Here is a 15,879-nt window from a genome sequence, read left to right as displayed (position 1 = left end):
GCCCCACAGGGCAAGCCAGTTCAGATGTCACCCGATCGTGCAGCAGACCCGGGCCTATCAGGCGGGGAAGATGCGGGCACCGACCGAGCGAGCGTTTCGCGCGCTGGAGGAACTGACTCAAGAGGGTGATCCTGCGGCGGTGCGGGCGAAGGAGTGCCTCATCCGACTGCGCGCCGCAGGGGCACCCCTCTGGAACCCTCGACGGGGAAGTCCGCCACCTGAGTATGCGGAGGTAATCGAGGCGCTGTACGCGGTTCCCCGGCTTGACCGCTCGCAGGTGCGGTTGCTGCTGGGAAGCGGAGCGGTCCCGCACGAATTCGAGCGTAACCCCCACGACAATGTGCGCGGTGCGCGGCAGGAATGGGCCGAGCGCCGGAACACCTACCGGGATGCGCGGCGGGAGCTGATCGCTGCCGCCCGGGAGGCAATGAGCACGGACGAATCGTAAACCGGCCGGGACGTGCCGCAGGGGTGGCCCCAAGATTCTTTCGAAGGACTGCGACGGGGTTGCGTGATCGTCAACTACCCTTGCTATACCGGGAGATCCTCGTGCGGGGGCCAGGGGGATACACATGACGAGGGCATTGAGGTGGCTGATAACCGGTCTGGTCGTCGCGTGCGCGGCAGGCTGGGCACTCATAGAGCTGTTGCGGGGCGGACAGAACGCGAGCGACACGTCTTCCATCGTGTCGATGGTGCTCGCGGCTGTGGGTCTCGCTGTCGCGCTGGCCGGTTGGGAGGCGGCCCGCAAGGCTCTTCCGCAACGGGAGGACTCGCTGAAGTTCGCTCAGAGCGCTGCCGAAACTTTGGCGAAGAGGATCCTGGCCGCCGAAAGGAAAGAGTTCCGCGCCCTGGTAGGTAAGGACGAGGAGCGACTCACTCTCACCTTCACCCGGCGCCCTAGTGACGAGCTGCCCGGCACAGGCCCGGAGCGTGGACAGGTCGAGGGAAGCGGCCCTGTTGCGGAGGCCGGCCTTCCCGGCATCGCCGCGTACTACCGGGCCTGCTCGAAGCCTCGCCTCGTTGTCACAGGCGCCCCCGGCGCGGGAAAGACGGTGCTGTCCGTGCAGTTGGTACGCGATCTCATCGACAAGCGTGGGCCGGACGAGCCTGTGCCCGTACGGGTGCCGCTGGCCGAATGGGACATGAAGGTGCCGTTCGAGAAGCTCCTGATCGGGCGTGTGATCAGGGCCGGTACATCCGAGGAGCGGGCGAAATGGATGGTGGGTAACGGGCTCGTACTGCCCGTCCTCGATGGCTTGGACGAGATGGACCCAGGCCGCACCGACAACGACGGCAATCCACTGTACGGGCCGGATGGGCAACAGCTGCCGGATCCCGAAGCCCCGCGCGCGCTGGCCGCGTTGAGCCTGCTCAGCGACCACGGGGACACGGTGTCGGAGTTTCCACTGGTCCTGCTGTGCCGCACCGCTCACTACGACGCCCTGCCACGGCTGAAGCGTCTGGAGCACGCGGTCGGCGTCGACATCGACCCTCTGGACCACGAGCATGTGGCAGCGCATCTGACCACGGTGTTCAAGGACGAGGAGCGCTGGCAGAGGTTTACCCGCGGTCTACCCGCGTCCGAGTTGCTTCGCGAGACCCTAGCGACGCCGTGGTGGCTCTTCCTCGTCAAGGCCGTTTACCACCGGCGCGGTGACCCATCGGAACTCTTCGCCCACGCCACGGCGCCAGCCCTCAAGGACCACCTGCTCTCCCTGTTCATCCCAGCCGTTGTGGACCTCCGCCCGTCGCGGTATCACGCCGAGCGGGTCCGGGGCTGGCTCGCAGTGATCGCCTGCCATCTGCGCGACGGGCCACCCGCTGGGGAGCGCGTCGACATTCACCGGCCCCGGCTCTGGCCAATCGCGGGCGTCGACCGCGTGCGCTACACCGACGCTGTGGCGGCTGCCCTCGTCTTCCTTGGGCTCGTGCTGCCTTTGATGCTCGTCAGAGAGAGACCGGAGCCCTGGCTGTTCGCCGCTGCCGGGCTCGGTGCCGTGCTGGTGGCGTGGGACGTCTCGCGGCAGGGGGGCGACTTCCCGATGTGCGCGCCCTGGGGGCGGGTGTTCTCGGGGACGACGCTGCACCTGGTCGTCGACACCGTGCCAGTGGGGCTCGTACTCGGCGGGCTGGGCGGGCTGGCCGCCCTTCCCGTCGCGTGGCTCGCCGACGGACTGGGCCTTGGTTCGCTTGTCTCGTTTCTGCCCGCTCTCGCCATGTTCTGGTCGGTCCTCCTAGGCTTGAAGATCGTGCGCGGATCGGGCGTCACTCATACCTTCACCGGCACGTATCCGCCTGATGTCAACGCGGCCGTGAGGTGGCGCCACGTGCTGAGGGGCGATCTTCTATACGGGTGCCTCGTGTTCGTCGTCGCTGGGCTCTCTATGGCGGTGGCCCGGTGGGTACTGTCCTTCTCAGACGTGCTGGTGCTCTCCTCTGCGCCGGCCTTCGACGCGCTGACGTTTGGCCTGATGGCGGCGGCCCTGCGCTGGGTGGTGGACTTCGGCGGCGGTCGGAGGTACCTGGTGTTCCTCCTGTGCCTGCGCGGTCGGCTCCCATATCGGCTTGGGCGGTTCTTGCGGTGGTCGCACGAGGGCGGTTTGCTGCGTACCTCTGGTGGCGCCTACCAGTTCCGGCACCGTGAGTTCCAGCGATGGGTAGCTCAACGCACGTAGTCCGGAAGATCGGTTCGGTTCGGGTGGGGAGAACAGCAAAGGCTGGTCGGCTTTACGGCTCTGGACGGAGCCAGGCCTCGGCCGGCCCCGGGCCGCAGTCTTGCGGGGGAGTTGCTCGTGTGGCTGGCGGGGGATGGCCGAGTACCCGCTCGACTGGGCCATGCTCGCGAGGGACAAGCCGCTATACGAGGCGGACGTCGACGTGTCCGGGCCGGTCGCGGACTACGGCGCGCATCTGTCGGTGATCCGGGACGCGGCCGTCCAACTCCCTGCGGAGCTCACGGAGCTCCTGACCGAACTCGTCCGCCGGCTTGACGGCCTGGCCGCCGAGGAGCCGCTGGTCGCGTTGAAGGCTTTGGCCGACCTGCGCTACGTCATCGCCCAGGTCGGCCAGGACGCGGCAGGCGAGGTCGTCGCCGGGGATGTACCGATCGAGCAGGTGGCGGCCGCGCTTGGCACAAGCGAGGCCGCGGCCCGCAGCTACGTCAGCAGCTACCTCCAGCCCTGACCTCCCACCCATCCCATCCCGGCTGGCACCTCGGAGTCGCTCTAGCTCAGGCTGGCTCTGTCCACGAGAAGGAGCAGCAATTCGACGTCGGTTGGGGAGGCGCACTCGGCCAGGGAGTGCGTCGCAGTGTTCACGAGAACTGAAGCTTCAGGGTGACGATGCAGATGCCGCCACGGCCTGCCGCCCGGAGGCAACGGCGGCCGGGGTCGTCGCCTTGAGGCCGTACGAGGCCGCCGGGCCGACCACCTTCCGCGGTGTCGTAGGCGCCTGGCCCTGGGAATCGGCACCGTATAGCAGCTGAGCCCCGCTGCCAGCCCTGAGCTCCTCGAGAGACGGGACCGCGGCGGAAGGGGCGAGCATGAACGTGCGGGCCTGGAACTGCTCGGCGCCGCTGGCTGCCGATGCCGGACCGCCCGTCGGCAGCCCGTCGACCACGCACTGGTCGGTCTACCACGGCCAGCGCGGCCGCCCTCGCGCCGAGGACGTCCGGGCGGTGTGCGCGTGCGGATGGCGCAGCCCGGCTCGGTACCCGCCTGGACTGGGACACGATCGGCGACCGGCCCAGTACGAGTCGGACGTCGACCTCACCGGACCGCTCGCGTGGACACCCTTCTGTAGGGCTACTGATCCGTAGAAATACGCTGCGCTCGAAGTCGGCCTGGTCAGATCGCTGCGGCGCTCAGTGGGCTGTGGCGACGGGTGTCGTGCACGTACGGGGCTCTGGGTCACAGCGCGGGTTGTGGGATCTGGTGTGGCCTGAGGCCGAGGGCATCGTCGTCGACGGGATCCAGGTCCAGGAACGCCCGTCGGCGCACGGGGTCATCTGCAGAACTGGCCTCATCGAACGAGACCGATCAAACCTCAAAGGTCTAAGAGGTCCTAACAGAATGACTCGCTCGGCGTCTTCACGGCCCCTGTGATGGGTGGTGCACGTGGTTGCTAGTGTCCGGGCGTGACCCTGACTGACCTCAGCAACGGCTTTCGTGACGACGAACAGAGACGGCGAGTCCGGGCGGTCATTCATGATCGCCTGGCAGATGACCGTGATCCACAGGAGTGTCGTTACCTCATGCGGTTCTGGTGGCAACTGAGCATGCCGTACAGCGAGGTGTCGATGCAGGATCTAAGGCTGAACGTCCACCAGCGGAAGTTTGACGTGGTGGAGGAGCTGATCAACGCCATCAGGTCGTCCCATGCTCGGATCGATGTGTGGACTGCCAGCGCTGAGCAAGCCTTCGCAGTCATCGAGGACCGTGGTTTTCGGGGTGCCCCGGACACCGAGAGCTAGGACAGCAGCAGTGCCTTCAACCTGCGCCAGCAGATGAGACTGCAGGCGAGGCTGAGGAAGGCTTCGTGGATGTCGTCCCGGATCTCCCAGCGGATCCGCAGGCGGCGGAACCAGTGCAGGTGGGCGAAGGCACGTTCAACAACCCAGCGTTGGGTGCCGAGTCCGGAGCCGTGTTCGGTGCCGCGGCGGGCGATCCGTGGTTTTACTCCGAGGCCCCAGACCAGGCGGCGGTACTTGTCGTGGTCGTAGCCACGATCGCCGAGCACGACGTCGGGGCGGCGCCGGGGCCTGCCGCGCTTGCCCCGCACGGGTGGCACGGCCTGGAGGAGTGGGATCAGCTGGGTGACGTCGTTGCGGTTGCCGCCGGTCAGGGTGACGGCAAGCGGGATGCCGGTGGCATCGGTGATCAGGTGGTGCTTGCTACCCGTTCTGCCCCGGTCAACTGGGCTTCGTCCGGTCTTGGACCCCCTTTAACGCTCGGATGTGGGAGCCGTCGACCGCAGCCAGGGAGAAGTCCAGGGCGTTCGCCCCGCGCAGCTTGGCCAAGAGTTCCTCGTGGAGCCGGGGCCACACGCCGGCCTCGGTCCACTCGGCCAGGCGGCGCCAGCACGTCATGCCCGAGCCGAAGCCGAGTTCCTGCGGCAGGTGTTCCCAGGCGATCCCCGTGTGCAGCACGAGCAGGATGCCTTGGAACACCAGCCGGTCCGGATGCCGCTTGCGACCCGGATGCCGAGGCCGACGCTCCACCTTGGGCAGCAGCGGCTCGATCACCGCCCAGAACTCGTCATCGACTTCCCACGGTTTCGGCCGAGCCACCCCACACCCCCGGATCAGCGCTCCTGGAGTGATCCAACCACCTCGAAGATCATTTCGTTAGGAGTTCTAAGAGGCCCTAACAGAAGCTGTTGATCATGTGACTTTCGGTTCGGATGGTCGTTGGTCTGGCCGTGGGGAAACGTCAGTCGCGGCCATGGATCGTGTCGGATGAACTGTGGTCGCTCATCGAGCCGTTGCTGCCTGCGCCGGCGCCGAAACAGGTGGAGGGACGCCCTCGGGTGCCGGACCGGCAGGCCCTCTGCGGGATCCTGTTCGTACTGCATACCGGGATCCAGTGGGAGTACCTGCCGCAGGAGCTGGGCTTCGGATCAGGCATGACCTGCTGGCGGCGCCTGGCCGCATGGAACGACGCCGGCGTCTGGGACCAACTGCACCTGGTGCTGCTGAAGAAGCTGCGGATCGCGAAGAAGCTGGACTGGTCGAGGGCGGTGATCGACTCCTCCCACGTCCGGGCCGCTCGACGGGGCCCAAAAGCGGGCCCAGCCCGGTCGACCGCGCACGTCCGGGCAGCAAGCACCACCTCATCGTCGACGGCCAGGGCATCCCGCTCGCCGTCTCGCTGACCGGCGGGAACCGCAACGACGTCACCCAGCTGATACCCCTGCTGAAGAAGATCCCATCGGTCGCCGGCCTGGTCGGACGGCCACGCAACCGACCCGACACCCTGCTCGGTGACCGCGGCTACGACCACGACAAATACCGCCGTCTCGTCTGGGCGCTGGGCGTCAAACCGGTGATCGCCCGCCGAGGTGTCCCGCACGGCTCCGGCCTCGGCGTCTACCGGTGGGTCGTGGAACGGACCATCGCTTGGCTCCACGGCTTCCGCCGGCTACGAATCCGGTGGGAACGACGCGACGACATCCACGAGGCCTTCCTCGGCCTCGCCACCTGCCTCATCACCCACCGCCACGTCCAACGCCTTTGTTAGGACCTCTAAGACCGTGTCCTACATGGTGAGGTTGAGGAAGCGTTTGTAGCAGCAGATGGCTGCGGCCAGGCCGAGAAAGGCCAGGTAGTTGCCGGGGTTCCGCTCATAGCGGTGGTTGAGCCGGCGGTAGCCGGTAAGCCAGGACATCGTCCGCTCGATCACCCACCGGCGGCGACCCAATCGTTCGCTGGACTCGATGCCCTTGCGGGCGATGCGGACCCCGATCCGCTTGCCCCAGAGCCATCGCCGCAGGTGGGGGATGTCGTAGGCCTTGTCCGCGTGGAGTCGTGTCGGCTTGGAATCGGCTGCGTGGGATTCGTGTCCCATGTGGAAATGAGACAGCATCGGCTTCAGCCCGAGGCTGTCGTGGGTGTTCGCCGCGGAGAGTCCGACGCGTAGGGGCAGTCCATCCGCGTCCGACAGGACGTGCATCTTGGAACCTGACTTGCCCCGGTCCACGGGACTCGGACCTGTGAGTTCGCCCCCGAGGCTGCTATATCAAGTCAAGCTGCTTGAGGGAGATCATCAGCGGTGATTCGCCGTGTGCGCTGGTCTCCGCGTTCGAGGAGCTTGAAGAGCTGTCGGCAGATGGCGCGCTTGAGGCAGCGTTGGGCGTCCCTCGCGGTCTTCCCCTCGCTGATTCGGCGGGCAACGTAGGCACGGGTGATCGGATCGAGACGGATGCGGATCAAGGTGATCGTATGGAGGGCCCGGTTGAGCTGTCGGTCTCCGCTGCGGTTGATCCTGTGCCGGTTGGTCAGGCCTGACGAAGCGGGGATTGGAGCGACGCCTGCGAAGGCCGCGAACGCTGCCTCTGACCGGAAGCGCCCGGCGTGCGACCAGCTGATCAAGATCTGAGCGGCACTGATGGGCCCGATGCCCTGCAGCGCGAGCAGTTCGGGAGCGACGGTGCGAACGAGCGCGAGGAGTTCCAGCTCGAGTTCCTTCGCTTCAGAACGCAGGGCTTCGATCCGCTGACCGGCACTTCGCAGTGCACGAACGGTCATACGGTGTTCGATGCTCTGGGTCGGCCGGTCCCGGAGCTTCGCGCAGTGAGCTACCTGGTCCTTGCTTTTCAAGCCTCGGAGTTCGACGCGGAGCTCGTCGGGCGCCGAGATGATCAGAGCCTTGAGCAGGTTGATCGCAGCCGTGCTGGCGAGGACGGCGCTCTGGCGGGTGGTGAGAAGGACGCGAAGCGCCTCGCGTTCACCGCGGCGTCGTGGGTGGATGAGGTGTTCGGTGGCCAGAGCCTCCCTGGCTGCGCGGACGGCGTCAAGCATGTCGGTCTTGCGTCCGCCCCGGATGACTGGACGCTTGGGCCGGCACACCTCGACGACGCTTTCGCCAGCCGCGTCCAGGAAGGCGGCAAGTCCGGCGCCGTATGAGCCTGTCCCTTCCAGAGCCCAGCAGCGGCGGCCGGGAACGTGCTGGTGGGCGAAGTCCAGCAGCAGCTGGTAACCCCGGGCGTTGGCCGGCGAATCGGTGCTGGCCAGGACGGCGCCGATGGGGCTGACGGCCGCGGCGGCAAGAGTGTCTCGGTGAGTATCGACGCCGATGACGCCGTCGACGTGTTCTGCGAGCATGGTCACGCGGTTGTTCTCCTTCGAGGGCTGGACGACCGTGGTCGACGCCGGCCTGGGTGGAGTCACCGCGTGGCAGAACTGTGATGAGTCACGTCGAGATGGCGGACAAGCTGCTGATCAGGCCAACGGGGTGGGCCAGGCCGACGTCGACGTCCGGCAGACATCTCGGGGGCACGGCAAGCTCTGACGAGCCGCCAGTTACCGTTCTGGGTCATGCCGGAACGCCAACGCCAGCCTGGCAGCAACCCAACCCGGGCCGCAGGTCGACTATCACAGTTACCTTCTTCGTGGCCCCGCAATGGGGTTCCCGGTCTCCGGGTCCGGTATGACTTGAGCCCCTTGTCGATCATGGTCGAAAAAGTGGTGTCACCGGGCCGGGAGGCATTGGCAGACCGCTGATCAGGGGCATGACCGCTCACCTTGCTCGTCGAGGTGAAGCAGGCCTTCGTAACGTGGATGCCGGCACGCTGATGCCGCAGCGGAGGCTGGGAAGGGTCTGCTGGGGAGGGGTTATGCACCACGAGGGCGAGATCGATGTCTACCTCGGCCTGGACGTCGGCAAGGGTGAGCATCACGGCACGGCCATCACCCCGGCGGGCAAGAGAGTGTTCGACAAACCGCTGCCGAACAGTGAACCGCGGTTGCGGGAGCTGTTTACGAAACTGCAGGCCAGGCACGGAACCGTGCTGGTCGTAGTGGACCAGCCGGCCTCGATCGGGGCTCTGCCGCTGGCCGTTGCCCGCGACGCGGGCTGCCGCGTGGCCTACCTTCCAGGGCTGACGATGCGGCGGATCGCCGATCTGTATCCAGGTGAGTCGAAGACCGACGCTCGTGACGCGGCGATCATCGCGGATGCCGCCCGGACGATGCCGCACACCCTGCGCGACCTGGCTCCGGATGACGAAACGGTCGCCGAGCTGAACATGATCATTGGTTTCGACGACGACCTCGCCGGCGAGGTGACCCGGGTCAAGAACCGCATGCGCGGCCTCCTCACCCAGATCCATCCCTCGCTCGAGCGGGTCCTGGGCCCTCGTCTGGATCATCCGGCGGTCCTGATCCTGCTGGAACGTTACGGATCGCCCTCTCAGTTGAGGAAGGCCGGCAGGCGGCGCCTGACAACGATGCTGCGGCCCAAAGCACCGCGCATGGCCGAACGTCTCGTTGAGGACATCTTCACCGCACTGGACGAGCAGACCGTCATCGTTCCCGGCACCGAGGCCGCATCCTTGATCATTCCCAGCCTCGCCGGCTCGCTGGCCGCAGTACTCGACCAGCGCAAGCTCCTGGCCAGCAGGATCGAGGAACTGCTGGAGGCCCACCCTCTTTCCCAGGTCCTGATCTCGATGCCCGGCATCGGGGTCAGGACCGCGGCCCGCATCCTCGTCGACGTCGGTGACGGCAGCGGCTTCTCCACCGCCGGGCACCTGGCCGCCTACGCAGGCCTCGCGCCCGCCACCCGCAGATCCGGCTCGTCCATCCGCAGTGAACACCCGTCCAGGCGAGGCAACCGGCAGCTCAAGCGCGCCTTCTACCTCGCCGCATTCGCCTCCCTCTCACAGCCGGACTCACGCGCCTACTACGACAGGAAACGACGAGAGGGAAAACACCACGTCGCAGCCCTCGTCTGCCTCGCCCGCCGCCGCATCGACGTCCTCTTCGCCATGCTCCGTGACGGCACCTTCTACCAGCCACCCACCACAGTCACGGCTTGACGAAAACCATAGGGGCACTTTTTAGCGCGGACGTGTGCGGAGTCGAGTACCGAACGGGAGAGGTCGACCAGGCCCTGTTCGTCCAGGAGCTGGAGGACCTTCTGGTGAAGCCGGCCCCAGACCCCGGCCCGCGACCAGATGACAAACCGGCGGTGCACAGTCGACTTCGACGCCCCGAAGCACGGAGGCAGGGCCCGCCAGGCGCACCCGCTGACCAGCACGTAGATGATGGCGGCGAAGACCGCCTCATCATCGATGTTCGCGATCCCGCCACCTTGCGGCCGGACCCGTGCCGGCGGCAACAACGGCCGCACTATCTCCCACAGTCCATCCGGAACGATCCATCCCCACCGTCCACTCCCCATGCCCACCACAACGGTCAACGAGCCATGTAGGACACGGTCTTAGAGGTCATCTCATTTGGTGGATTGGGTAGGCTGTCGGTCGTGGCGGGGATTGTTGAGCGGCTGGTGCCGGATGAGTTGTGGGTGTTGTTCCAGCGGGTGGTTCCGGAAGCGCCGTCGCGGCCGCAGGGCGGTGGTCGGCGGCGGCATGGTGACCGCGAAGTGCTCGCCGCGATCGTGTTCGTGGCCACGTCGGGCTGCACGTGGCAGCAGTTGCCGACCGCGTCATTCGGGCCGTCCGGGGCGACAGCCCACCGGCGCTTCTCCGAGTGGAGCAAGGCCCGTGTGTGGGCCAAGCTTCACCGTCTGGTCCTCGATGAACTCGGCGCTCGCGGCGAGCTGGACTGGTCGCGCTGTGCGATCGACTCGGTGAACATGCGGGCCTTGAAAAGGGGGACCTGACGGGTCCGAATCCTGTCGACAGGGGCAAGTTCGGGTCGAAGATCCACTTGATCACCGAGCGGACCGGTCTGCCCCTGTCCGTCGGAATCTCGGGAGCGAACCTGCATGACAGCCAGGCCCTCGAGCCCCTCGTCCGCGGCATACCGCCCATCCGCTCACGCCGCGGACGCCGACGGCGCAAGCCCGGAAAGCTCCACGCCGACAAAGGCTACGACTACGCCCACTTGCGGAAATGGTTACGCCAGCGAGGCATCAAGCACCGCATAGCCCGCCGTGGCATCGAGTCCTCGCAGCGCCTGGGCCGCCACCGCTGGACCATCGAACGCACCATGGCCTGGCTCGCCGGCTGCCGCCGCCTCCACCGCCGCTACGAACGCAAAGCCGAACACTTCCTCGCGTTCACCAGCATCGCCTGCACCCTCATCTGCTACCGCAGACTCTCCAAATGAGATGATCTCTAAGGCTGAGGGCAGTTGTACTGCTCCGGCATCGGTACGGTGACGCAGTACGAGCCCTGGTTACCGGTCTCTTTGACGACGGCGTCGGGAACGGTGAAGACGACGGTTCTCGAGCGAGGCATCACGACCGTGCCAATCTGCTGGACAAGTGAGGCACGGCTTTCGGATTGGGTTGTGGAGTCGGTCTTGTAGAGCCCGACCGGGATCCGCGCTCCGGGCGCGAACCCGTAGATGAGGATCCGGTGACTGCCGTTGTCCACGACCAAGCGGTCGGGCTTGCCTGGGAGCTCGACCGAGTGACTGTGCTGGGCCGTCAGCGAGCCCTGGGTCGCCTGGATCGTGAGCGTCCCGGCAGCCGCGAGATCCTCGCGGGCCGCGCCGGGCGGCACGAACCACCACTTCTCGCTCTGCAGCACTCCATCGCCTTTGGGGTGCACGGCAAGTACCTGCCCGGTGAAGAGCGACTCTGACGGCTCGAAGTGCGCATACGTGAGCTCGGAGGCGGTGGGCTGGGCCGTGCTGGCGTACTGCCGGCCGCCGGCGGTAACGATCACCTTGACCGGTTCGTCAGGTGAGAAGCCGCTCAGACACAGGGCCACCTCGTCGGGGGTGGTGACCCGGTCTAGTCCGCGGATGTTCCCGACCCAGACCGCGGGCGAGCCGCTGAGGCCGGGGATCCTGCCCAGGTCCGCGGTGCAGTCCGGGGCGGCCCCGTCGCCGGCCGCGAGGAGGGTAATTTGCTGGGCCAGGAGGACGTCCGTGGCAGAGTCGGTAGTCGTGCTGGGGGTTGCCGTCTGCGTGGTACGGCTCGGGGAGCCGGACTCCGACGCAGGGCTGCTGCACCCTGCGACGGCACAGCCCAGCATGACGATGCTCAAGATCAGTACTCTTGGTGTCACTCGCACGGTCCTTTCGGGGGTCAGCCGCCCGGCGAAACCTGGGGGCACCGGGCCCCTGCGGTCTTGGCCTCTTGCTGGACGGAGTTCTCGATCTCCTCATACCGCTGCGACGTGATCGCGCCCTTGCCCTGGGCGTTGCCGAGCTGGTCGAGCGAGTCCTGCATGTCGCGGCAGCCTGAGGTTGTGTCGCCGCGCTGAAACTCCCAGGAGGCTGCGAGCGCCTGCCAGAGCCCTCGCCGGGCGAACCCGCGTTCCCCTCTGATCGCTTCCTTGATGTAGGAGATGGCAGCGACCGAATCTCCGCGCTCGAAGGCATGCACCGCTGCGACGGAGGCGGCCAGCACCTGAAGGTCCTTGACTGCGCGGCCCCCTTGGCGGAGCGGACCCGTCGCAGGGCCTGGTCGATGATCCCGTCATCGGGAACGATCTGCGCCGTCACCCTGCACTGCTCCACCTGGGCCAGGTTCACGGACGCCCGCAGCCGACCGACTTCGGAGAAGAGCCCTTCGACCGAGAGCCTCCGTAGCTCGGCCGACGAGGCACTCAGTGCCTTGGTATCCACAGTCCCCGGGCGGCAGCTTGGTGACGGGCCCAGCGCCAGCTGGTACTGCGCGCCGGCCAAGCTGAGGCGTGCGCGCCGCCCGATCCGGCCGTTCGGGTCGATGGCCTGGTAATCGGCGCGAGCCGCCTCGAGGTACGGCTTCCGTTGAGTCGCGGGGAGGCCGATGGCAACCTGCTCGAGGGCGTGCCCGTGAAAGAGCCGGACCAGATCAGGCGTGACGAACTCGGCGCCGTCCTGCCGAACGGCGACCGCGCCCGATGGCAGTAGCTGGTCCAGCACCTGCTTCGCGTCGTTGACCTTGCCGTTCCGCCAGAGATCGAGAGCGTGGGTGAAATCGGCCAGTCCGCGCGTCCGGCGCACCAACTCGGTGATCACGTGTCTCCGGCCTGTGTCGGAGCTCCAGTCCTGATCGAGTCGGATCTGGCCGCTGAGGTACCACCCGGCGAGTTCGGGTGCATCGTCCACCTGTGCCGCCCGCACGTAGACAGCCGGCCGAAGTCCGGTCTGTCCGGCAGAGTCGGTGGTCACGAGGCCGCCGATGACGATCCCGGCATTCGTCCGTTCGACGAAGCCGTCCGTCCAGTCGTCCAGCTCCTGGTGGTCCTGCCCCGCCTTCCCGAGCACCTCCAGGGGAGGCGAGGTCACCCTGGCGTAGTCGTATGCCTTGCTTCCCTCGGGCAGCTGATCTTTCATCAGGTCCGTCGTGAAGACCTCAGACACATCGTCGAGCACCCGTTGGTCCTGGCCGGCGCCAACGCCCTCGAAACCGACCATGGCCACGTCCTGGCCCCCGGGCAAGCGGAGCAGCTCCGGCGGTGGCGGATGCGGCTGGAAGACGATCACCAGAGTGGTGCAGGCGAGGAGGAAGCCTCCCAGGCCAGCGACCGACAACCAGCGCGCGCGGCGGGACATCTTGGGCCGGTCCGCAAATGCCTTCCGGACGGCGACGATCCCGCCGATGAGGACCGCCGAGAGCAGGAGAGCCGCGGCAACAGGGCCAGACTTGATGCCGAACAGTTGCAGCAGCGGACCGAGGCTCGCCGAGAGCAACGTGGCTGCCATTGCCAGCAGACCCAACCCCCACGGCAGTGAACCAGAACCGTTGTGCGGCTCCTCGGGGGCTTCCGGTGGCTCGGCGGCAGGGGCTTCGTCCGGGGCGTCCGGCTCAGGGCCGTCCAGCATGATCTCCCTTCGGAATATGGATCGCAATCGCACCTTTGCACACAATCCAGGCGCCGGGAGCATGCCGCTCCGTGACTCGGCCCGTTGGGCCAGCCGGTCCCCGCAATCGGGTGAGAAGCGTGCGACGCGGCACCGCGTGCGGACGGATCGCCGCGTCGAGCCCCTGACGTGGGTCGTCGGTGAACGGTTTCGGCCGGATCGCCGCCCGCAGTTTGGCCGGCGCCGATTGCCAGCGTGCTGGTCCCCGGCGGCCCAGACCGTGTCCTATGCGGTGAGGCGGATGAGTCGTTTGTAGCAGCAGAGGGCTGCGGCGAGGCCGAGGAAGGCCAGGCAGTTGCGGGGATGGCGTTCGTAGCGGTGTTGAGCCGGCGGTATCCGGTCAGCCAGGACACGGTCCGCTCGATCACCCACCGGGACCAAGCGGTGGCGAACCACGGCTACACCAGCGAAGGCGTTGCCTGCCACGTGCTGACAGGATTCAGAGGTCGTTTTCGTCCGATGTTTCATCCCGGGATGGTCTGTTTGGTGGGCTTCTTCGGGTCGCGCCAGGAGATGGTGTTCTCGCTGGTGATACGGCGGGCCATGAGGTCGGCCATAGCAACGTGGATCACGGCTTCGGAGCGGGCGGGCAGGGTCTCGTAGTCGCGGGCCAGGCGGCGGTGGAGCATGAGCCAGCCGTAGGTCCGCTCGACCGCCCACCGTTTCGGGATCGGGGTGAAGCCCCTGGTCCCAGGCTTGCGGGCGGTGATTTCCATGTCGATACCGAGGGCGGCTGCGTGCTCGACGAGGTGCTGGCGATAGCCGCCGTCGACCCAGACCTTGCGGACGCGGGGATGTTCGGCGGCGACCTGGTCCAGGAGCCGGGTGCCGGCGACCGAGTCCTGCACGCTCGCCGCGGTGACCAGCACCGCGAGGAGAAGGCCGAGTGTGTCGGTGACGATACTCCGCTTGCGGCCGACGATCTTCTTGCCGGCGTCGATGCCCTGGCCGGAGGCATGAACGCTGGTGGAGGTCTTGACACTCTGGGCGTCGATCACGCAGGCCGACGGCTCGGCATCGCGTCCCTCCTTCTCCCGCAGGAGCTGCCTGAGCAGGCCGTTGAGCTGGGCGAACACGCCCTCGTCGGCCCATTTGGCGAAGTACCCGTAGACCGTGTTCCAGTGCGGGAAGTCATGCGGCAGGTAGCGCCACTGAACTCCGGTCCGGTCCACGTACAAGATCGCGTCCATAATGTCGCGCAGGTCGTGCTCAGGCGGCCGACCGATATCCAGGGCCCTGCCGCGGCGCTCGAGACGCCAGGCCGAGAGCACCGGCTCGATCAACTCCCAGCGGGCATCGGACAGATCACTCGGATATGGACGTCGCGTCGACATGCTTCTGGCGTATCGCCGCGGACCGAGTGCGCCCAGGCGTATGGCAATGACGGCGGAAGCACACAGCCTTGAAGGCCAGGCATCCTGGGATGAGACAGGCGCAAGCCACATCCCGCCCCACCCGTCACCCCACCCGACCCACAGGCCCAAGCCACACCTGCCACCTCTTCCGCACCGCCATCGCACGCCCCGAGAATCAGCTCGTATATGGGCAGTACAGACGAAAACGACCTCTTAGGCGTCGTTTATTTTGGTATTGTCGAGTGCTGTCGACCAGCTCAGATGACTGTCAGTGGGGCGTGAGAGCCTCCCCGCATGAGTTATGACCTGGCTGTCTGGGAAGGCGAGCAGCCGACGGATGACAGGTCCGCCGGCCGCGTCCTTACGAACCTCTACGACCGATACCTCGACACGGAGATGGAACACGCTCCGACCGAGCGCATCGCGGCCTACGTCGCCGCGCTCCTTGAGCGGTGGTGTGACATCACCGAGGACGTCGAGGAATCCTCGCCCTGGGCGGCCTGCCCGCTGATCGGCGAGGGCCGCGGGCCGCTCATCTACTTCGCGATGCGTTGGGACATGGCCGAGGAGGCATCGTCCTACGCCGCAGCCCTTGCGGCCTCGATGGGGCTGGTCTGCTTCGATCCTCAGCAGAACCGACTCAGGCTCTGACCATCCTGGCGGGATCTCGTTCTACTTGCTGAGGCGGCGGTGGCAGATGAGTGTTGCGGCTATGCCGACGAAGGCAAGGAAGTGATCGGCCTTGCGTCGTAGCGGCGGTGCAGACGTCGGCAACCGGCGAGCCAGGACACGGTCTTCTCAACCACCCAACGGTGACGGCCGAGCCGTTGTGAGGACTCGATGCCCTTGCGGGGGACCTGCACAGTTGCCGTCCCTGACATCGCTCGGGTGCGTGCGCTGCTTGCAGAGTCCGGACTGCCCGTACGCGAGACGGCCCGAGGGAGCTCTTCGTTCCGGCCGAAGCGGCCCTCGGTGCAGTTCTGATCTTCCGGGAGATCTGCGAGGGGGGCATGGGGGCATTGGGTTCCCGAAGGTGCAGCT

Annotated in this window: 15 protein-coding genes and 4 pseudogenes; 10 read left to right on the top strand and 9 right to left on the bottom strand. The window is 66.9% G+C overall.

Features of this window, described 5'->3' with window-relative positions; genetic code table 11:
• Positions 1 to 37 precede the first annotated feature (37 nt).
• From JIW86_RS01065 to JIW86_RS01050, 4 genes are all read left to right on the top strand, one after another.
• Positions 38 to 448, top strand: a complete 411-nt coding sequence (locus JIW86_RS01065) for a hypothetical protein (RefSeq protein ID WP_257552076.1) — start codon at positions 38 to 40, stop codon at positions 446 to 448.
• 124 nt (positions 449 to 572) lie between these two features.
• Positions 573 to 2,678, top strand: coding sequence for an NACHT domain-containing protein (locus JIW86_RS01060; RefSeq protein WP_257552075.1), 2,106 nt, complete (start codon positions 573 to 575; stop codon positions 2,676 to 2,678).
• A gap of 133 nt (positions 2,679 to 2,811) precedes the next feature.
• On the top strand, positions 2,812 to 3,186 hold the full coding sequence (locus JIW86_RS01055) for a hypothetical protein (protein ID WP_257552074.1): 375 nt from the start codon (positions 2,812 to 2,814) through the stop codon (positions 3,184 to 3,186).
• Between the two features lie 952 nt (positions 3,187 to 4,138).
• A complete protein-coding gene (locus JIW86_RS01050; protein ID WP_257552073.1) occupies positions 4,139 to 4,474 on the top strand; it encodes a hypothetical protein in 336 nt (111 codons plus the stop codon).
• On the opposite strand, the gene JIW86_RS01045 is transcribed toward JIW86_RS01050, so the two are convergent.
• Positions 4,471 to 5,290 (bottom strand): IS5 family transposase gene (locus JIW86_RS01045; RefSeq protein ID WP_257552148.1). Its coding sequence is split into 2 segments (ribosomal slippage): positions 4,471 to 4,942 and positions 4,941 to 5,290, totalling 822 coding nucleotides; the frame shifts between segments, so codons are not numbered across the junction. The two genes, JIW86_RS01050 and JIW86_RS01045, sit on opposite strands and share 4 nt — an antisense overlap.
• A 113-nt stretch (positions 5,291 to 5,403) precedes the next feature.
• Here JIW86_RS01045 and JIW86_RS01040 point away from each other — a divergent pair.
• Positions 5,404 to 6,239 (top strand): IS5 family transposase gene (locus tag JIW86_RS01040; protein ID WP_416237504.1). Its coding sequence is split into 2 segments (ribosomal slippage): positions 5,404 to 5,785 and positions 5,785 to 6,239, totalling 837 coding nucleotides; the frame shifts between segments, so codons are not numbered across the junction.
• Positions 6,240 to 6,257: 18 nt separating this feature from the next.
• Here the strand turns inward: JIW86_RS01040 and JIW86_RS01035 are convergent.
• Both JIW86_RS01035 and JIW86_RS01030 read right to left on the bottom strand, forming a co-directional pair.
• A pseudogene (locus tag JIW86_RS01035) lies at positions 6,258 to 6,725 on the bottom strand (IS5 family transposase); the annotation flags it as partial.
• A 17-nt stretch (positions 6,726 to 6,742) separates the two neighbouring features.
• The gene (locus tag JIW86_RS01030) at positions 6,743 to 7,822 is read right to left on the bottom strand and encodes an IS110 family transposase (RefSeq protein ID WP_257559180.1); all 1,080 of its coding nucleotides are present in this window, start codon (positions 7,820 to 7,822) and stop codon (positions 6,743 to 6,745) included.
• A 512-nt stretch (positions 7,823 to 8,334) separates the two neighbouring features.
• On the opposite strand from JIW86_RS01030, the gene JIW86_RS01025 reads away from it, so the two are divergent.
• Complete coding sequence (locus JIW86_RS01025) at positions 8,335 to 9,537, top strand: IS110 family transposase (RefSeq protein WP_257552070.1); 1,203 nt, start codon at positions 8,335 to 8,337, stop codon at positions 9,535 to 9,537.
• A gap of 17 nt (positions 9,538 to 9,554) precedes the next feature.
• Here the strand turns inward: JIW86_RS01025 and JIW86_RS01020 are convergent.
• Positions 9,555 to 9,902: pseudogene (locus tag JIW86_RS01020) on the bottom strand (transposase); the annotation flags it as partial.
• Between the two features lie 90 nt (positions 9,903 to 9,992).
• Here JIW86_RS01020 and JIW86_RS01015 point away from each other — a divergent pair.
• Positions 9,993 to 10,792 (top strand): IS5 family transposase gene (locus tag JIW86_RS01015; RefSeq protein ID WP_416237650.1). Its coding sequence is split into 2 segments (ribosomal slippage): positions 9,993 to 10,328 and positions 10,331 to 10,792, totalling 798 coding nucleotides; the frame shifts between segments, so codons are not numbered across the junction.
• 8 nt (positions 10,793 to 10,800) lie between these two features.
• Here JIW86_RS01015 and JIW86_RS01010 read toward each other — a convergent pair.
• Complete coding sequence (locus JIW86_RS01010; RefSeq protein ID WP_257552069.1) at positions 10,801 to 11,679, bottom strand: hypothetical protein; 879 nt, start codon at positions 11,677 to 11,679, stop codon at positions 10,801 to 10,803.
• 41 nt (positions 11,680 to 11,720) lie between these two features.
• Positions 11,721 to 12,044, bottom strand: a complete 324-nt coding sequence (locus tag JIW86_RS01005) for a hypothetical protein (RefSeq protein WP_257552068.1) — start codon at positions 12,042 to 12,044, stop codon at positions 11,721 to 11,723.
• A 362-nt stretch (positions 12,045 to 12,406) separates the two neighbouring features.
• Between JIW86_RS01005 and JIW86_RS01000 the strand changes: the two genes are divergently transcribed.
• Both JIW86_RS01000 and JIW86_RS00995 read left to right on the top strand, forming a co-directional pair.
• Positions 12,407 to 12,529, top strand: coding sequence for a hypothetical protein (locus JIW86_RS01000; protein WP_257552067.1), 123 nt, complete (start codon positions 12,407 to 12,409; stop codon positions 12,527 to 12,529).
• A gap of 57 nt (positions 12,530 to 12,586) precedes the next feature.
• On the top strand, positions 12,587 to 13,354 hold the full coding sequence (locus JIW86_RS00995) for a hypothetical protein (protein ID WP_257552066.1): 768 nt from the start codon (positions 12,587 to 12,589) through the stop codon (positions 13,352 to 13,354).
• A 354-nt stretch (positions 13,355 to 13,708) separates the two neighbouring features.
• Here JIW86_RS00995 and JIW86_RS00990 read toward each other — a convergent pair.
• Positions 13,709 to 13,857: pseudogene (locus tag JIW86_RS00990) on the bottom strand (transposase); the annotation flags it as partial.
• Between the two features lie 90 nt (positions 13,858 to 13,947).
• Entirely contained in the window at positions 13,948 to 14,817 is an 870-nt protein-coding gene (locus tag JIW86_RS00985) for an IS5 family transposase (RefSeq protein WP_257552065.1), read from the bottom strand.
• Positions 14,818 to 15,132: 315 nt separating this feature from the next.
• On the opposite strand from JIW86_RS00985, the gene JIW86_RS00980 reads away from it, so the two are divergent.
• The gene (locus JIW86_RS00980; RefSeq protein WP_257552064.1) at positions 15,133 to 15,489 is read left to right on the top strand and encodes a hypothetical protein; all 357 of its coding nucleotides are present in this window, start codon (positions 15,133 to 15,135) and stop codon (positions 15,487 to 15,489) included.
• Between the two features lie 21 nt (positions 15,490 to 15,510).
• On the opposite strand, the pseudogene JIW86_RS00975 reads toward JIW86_RS00980, so the two are convergent.
• Positions 15,511 to 15,698 (bottom strand): annotated as a pseudogene (locus tag JIW86_RS00975) (transposase); the annotation flags it as partial.
• Positions 15,699 to 15,879 lie beyond the last annotated feature (181 nt).

Source organism: Streptomyces sp. NBC_00162, from assembly GCF_024611995.1.
Classification (GTDB): Bacteria; Actinomycetota; Actinomycetes; order Streptomycetales; family Streptomycetaceae; genus Streptomyces.
The sequence above is the reverse complement of the archived record's forward strand: the minus strand, read 5'-3'. Positions and strand labels throughout refer to the sequence as shown.